This window comes from Proteus sp. fly-1067, assembly GCF_040139345.1.
GTDB lineage: Bacteria > Pseudomonadota > Gammaproteobacteria > Enterobacterales > Enterobacteriaceae > Proteus > Proteus vulgaris_B.
The window spans coordinates 1-3,468 of record NZ_JBEEUL010000032.1; the positions used below are offsets into that span (position 1 = coordinate 1).

At 37.4% G+C, this 3,468-nt stretch carries 2 protein-coding genes and 1 pseudogene; all 3 read right to left on the minus strand.

Features of this window, described 5'->3' with window-relative positions; genetic code table 11:
• A pseudogene (locus ABN217_RS18675) lies at positions 1–956 on the minus strand (lipase family protein); the annotation flags it as partial.
• On the minus strand, positions 957–1,727 hold the full coding sequence (locus ABN217_RS18680; protein ID WP_196553598.1) for a DUF4123 domain-containing protein: 771 nt from the start codon (positions 1,725–1,727) through the stop codon (positions 957–959).
• A 26-nt stretch (positions 1,728–1,753) separates the two neighbouring features.
• The coding region (locus ABN217_RS18685) for a type VI secretion system Vgr family protein (RefSeq protein ID WP_349459768.1) at positions 1,754–3,468 on the minus strand (1,715 nt) is incomplete at its 5' end.

The window sequence follows — 3,468 nt, forward strand, 5'->3', positions numbered from 1 at the left end:
CCTAATTGATAAGCGCCTAAAAAACCTTTATGCATTTTGCCATTTAGATTAAATTCTGGAGCGTGGGTTTTAATATCTTTCGCTCGATAGGTAAAATCATCAACCCAATCAGTTCCCTCCTGAGATCCTCTCCACGCAACAATAAATTGCTCTTTATTTTGGACATAGAATAATTGAGTACTACCTTCAGCATTAGAACCATGCTGTTCTTCATCTTCAGTATCTAAAAAAACCGCCTTATCATAACGTTCTTCAAAAGGGACATCGATAACAATAGCGGGATATTGAGCATTAATTTCTTTCTCTCTGACAACAGGATAACGACTTAAATCCAAGCATTGTCGTTCAAAAAAACAACTTATTGAATCAGCATTATCAATATTATTATCCTTATAGGAAAGTTGGCTTAAGATCCCTAAATTATAGGCATTAACCATAGAATATTGTTCAGTATGATGAAGAATCAAAGACCAAGCTCTAAATGGGCAAATCTCAATGACTGTTGTGGTATTAAACTTAGAAAGTGGGATCCCTTGAAAAGCTTCATCTTTAGGAAAATGATAAAAAGGATATTCATCCTGATATCCTTTATTATCAATATCAATTTTCTCCCTGCATAAAGCACCAATTGTTGTATAACGGTAAGGATAATTTTTTGCCTTCGCTTCAGTTTTGACAGTGGAATTATTTTCTCCTCTAAGTAATCTTAACTTTCGTGTGCTCATTTCCTTTATTAAAGCTTGAGTATCTAATTTTAAGACAATAGGGAAACCAGCCAATCCCTCTTCCCTAATGATCCCATTTGCTTTTACTATTCCTTTTCTTGGTTTTTTCATAGGACCAAAAGCCTGATATAATTCATATTCGATATTCAATAGAGGTTTATTAAGCTCATCCACAAGATGAATTTCAATCCATTTTTCTCCACAAGTAATACAGTCCGTTTTATCCGTCATTTATAGTTCTTCCTTGTTAATTAATTTTATATTTAATAAATGATTTAATAAATTTTTATCAGTCAAATAAGCGATATCTGTATTTTTTAACTTTTCATTAGAAACCCATTGGTAGATAATTTCCCTTATATTATTCTCTCTTGAAAAAAGCGAATAGGCGAGATCACCTTTATCTTCCCAAAAATCAAGAATAAGGTTCTCAACAACTAAATTAGTTGCATATAGTGAATTACGCCAAGCCTCTAGTAAATAGAAAGGAAGTATGTATTTTAATGGGAAATCGTGTTTTTTGCTTTTTAATATATCGTTAGGACATTCAAAAAATAAGCTCTCTTTATTAACTGGAATAAAGATATCATTAACTGGATACATTAATGATAGCCAATCTTCTTTTTTTAGGTTAGGTAAGAATATTTCAGTAATACGAGGATCAAAGATCCTTAAATGCACCAGCTCATTATCTACTGTAACCATTTGATAATATTGCCAATGCTTAATTTGTTCTTTCCAATTTAAGTGACTGTGATATGCCCATCCCCAATGCCTATCTTCCAATGGGCATTCATCTAGCTCTTTTGCTAAATGATAAAGGGATATTGATTTAATTTTAACTAACCAAGGACTTATTTCCGTTAAATGATCAAGCCCTGTCCCCCGATATAAAGGAATAGCTTCTTCTACCCAATTATTACTATAAAACCGTTTAATAGAATCGGATGTAGGTGGTGTATTAATAAAAAAATATACATCTCCTTTTGAAAAATCATTCACCCATTGCGTCCATGTTAAGGATGTCATTATTCTTCTTCCTTAGGTGGCTTTATTAATAAGCTACCTGTTTCGTTTGCAGTTAAAGCACAATACTTCTTAATTGTATAAGGGGGTTGCTCGAAAGGTATAACACCATCTGGAAGTTGAATAATTGGAGATTGCCCATTCCCCGGACCACTAGAGCCGATATCTAAATTACCAGAAGTAAAAATTGCACTTGGAGTAAGACGGATAAAGCTACTTCCTACTTTTAGTGTGATTTCTGTTCCTGCTTCAAGAATAATTTTTCCACCACTTTTAAAGCTCGTTTCCATACCACTTTCGACAATTAATTCATCATCAATTTTGCTATGTTTAGCACCTTTAATTTGTAATGAAACATCACCTTCAATTAATGATTTCTGTGTTCCTTGCATAATAAGGTGATCATCACCTAAAATTTCAGTAACACGTTGATTATCAATGCGATGCTTGAAATCATGTTGAGTATGCCAATGACTATCATGTTGCACATGAATATTTAAATCCCTCTGCGCATGCAAATACACTTCTTCGCGTCCGCCGGCATCCTCAAATCGCAGTTCATTAAATCCTGTGCCTTTATGCGTTTTTGTACGAAAAGTGGTTCGGGTTTTATCTTTGGGTAAATCTAGTGGTGGGGCATTGCGACCGTTATAAGTACAGCCCGTAATAATCGGTCTATCAATATCACCATTTAAATAAGAGACAATCACTTCTTGCCCAATACGGGGGATCACCATAAAGCCGTAGCCATCGCCATTCCAACCTTGTGCAACGCGCAACCAACACGAACCACTATGATCAGGCTTTCCGCGTCTATCCCAGTGAAAATAAACTTTTACCGCGCCTTGTTCATTGGTGTAAATCTCCTCACCTTCTGGACCAACGACTGTCGCCAACTCATCACCATCCGCTAGCGGTTTATAATGAAAAGGTGGACGCCATTCTTGTGTGCCTGGAATAAATGTCACGTGATTGCTTAACTGGGTACCTTCACCGCCCCCGTTATCCGCAGAGGGCTGTACACCGTGATGCGAAACACTGATCACTTGCCAACGCGAATTCATTCTCGCACTTGGGTGATGGGTTAAGGTAAACACTTTGCCCGGCATTAATGCAAAACAGTTGGTGCTTGCTGAGCCGGTTTGACGATGGTTTTGCGATTGTTCATAGCGCAGTTGATTCAATGGTTGAGCATGGGCATCTTCTTGAAAACGTCCATAGCTCTCAAAAACAGGATGTTGTTGATGAACGTCACCCGTTGTTTCTTGTGATAGCGGGTAAGAAGGACGCATAGGGTTATAATCTTTATCGATACGCACATCACTGCATAAACGTTCGGTATAGCGCCATGTGGTGGCAGTGGTGTCGGTAATATCGGTTTCTGCTTGTGGGTTATACGTCAGCGTGATCCCCGCCGTCATCCCTAAATGATTGTCGCTATAAAACAGTTTTGGTCCTTCTTCAAACCAAAAATTGATCCCCTCTTCAAACGCTAAACGACACCAGAATGCATAAGCAGATTCACGCTTTTGCGTGATATAGCGGCGAGTTTGATGCAGTTCGGGTTGATAGAATTGCTTGTCATATTTGATATGTGCTTCATCTAGCAATTGCTGAAGAATTTGTGGCACCGTTTTATTCTGGAAAATACGGCTATCTTGGTTCAGCGTCATCACCCACATTTCTGGGCGAATAACAAATTGATACCACGTTTTAA